Source organism: Allobosea sp. P4_C6 (genome assembly GCF_056402015.1).
Window position 1 is genome coordinate 1 of sequence record NZ_JBFUIF010000254.1, and the last position, 1,227, is coordinate 1,227.

Genomic DNA, 1,227 nt, shown 5'->3' on the forward strand with positions numbered 1-1,227 from the left:
GGCGGGCTCAACTGATCGCCGCAACACACTCGGCGAACCTCTCGGCTGGGGTTTGATAGAGCAAGGTCTTTCTGGGCCGTTCGTTGAGCTGACGGGCGATGGCGCTGAGCTGGGCCTGGCTTTGCAGGGACAGGTCGGTTCCGTGGGGAAGATACTGGCGCAGGAGCCGGTTGGTGTTCTCGTTCGAGCCACGTTGCCAGGGTGACCTGGGATCGCAGAAGTAGACCTCGACGTTCGAAGCGAGGGCCAGCCGCTTGTGGTCGGCCAACTCCTTGCCTCGGTCCCAGGTCAGGGACTGATAGAGTTCGCCGGGCAGTTTCTTCGACTGTTTGATCAGGGCGGTGATGACGCTCCCGGTGTCTTTGTTGGCGACCTTGACCAGCATCACGTAGCGCGAATGCCGCTCGACCAGCGTGGCGACGTAGCTGTTCCGGGAGCCGCCGATCAGGTCGCCTTCCCAGTGACCAGGGACCGCACGATCCTCGACGGAGGCCGGCCTTTCGCTGATGGAGACGGCGTCCCTGATCTGGCCCAGGCCGTTCCGCTTCAGGCTGGCGTGCCGGGAGCGGCGGATCGTTCGCCGGGCCCTCAGGTGGTCCAGCAGTTCCTTCTTCAGCACCCCACGGGTCTGGATGAACAGGCTGCGGTAGATCGTCTCGTGCGACACTTGATTGTGTGGCTCCCGGGGGCAGGTGCGCTTGAGCCAGCCGGCGATCTGCTCGGGCGACCAGTTCCGCTGCAGCTTGCCGGATACTGTCCGGGCCAGACCGGGTCGGCAAGCCAGCTTGCACGGCTTGGGACGCAAGGCCCGGTCCCAGGCCGCCTGATCGGAGCGCGCCGCGCGGTAGCGATCCGGCCCGCCGTTGCGCTGAACCTCGCGACTGACCGTGGACGGTGATCGGCCCAATTGCCGAGCGATCACGCGCAGCGACCGGCGGGTGCTGAGCCCTCGGGAGATTTCCTCCCGCTCGCTGAGAGTGAGCGCCCGCGGCGCCCGCCGCCGGTCTGGAGGCCGAATGCCGCCCGTCGGCGAAAGCACCGAGAACACCGAAGAGGACTCCCGATCGAACCGCCGCCCAATCGAACTCATCGACTCGCCGGCCTTCCAGCGATCCCAGATCTCAGCCCGCTGGGCCGCCGAATAGTAGATCCGCCGCCGCTGCTTCATCACCCACGCTCCATCTCCAAAGGAAAAGTAGCGTGTTGCGATTACCGATTGAGACCACC

General features: G+C 65.7%; 1 protein-coding gene. It reads right to left on the reverse strand.

The features are described 5' to 3' along the window. Positions 1–7: 7 nt before the first annotated feature. Entirely contained in the window at positions 8–1,168 is a 1,161-nt protein-coding gene (locus AC1DVA_RS28435) for an IS30 family transposase (RefSeq protein ID WP_265050617.1), read from the reverse strand. Positions 1,169–1,227 lie beyond the last annotated feature (59 nt).

Coding starts and splice junctions, on each gene's coding strand:
- AC1DVA_RS28435 (WP_265050617.1), bottom strand. CDS start 1,168: ATGAAGCAGCGGCGGCGGATCTACTATTCGGCGGCCCAGCGGGCTGAG.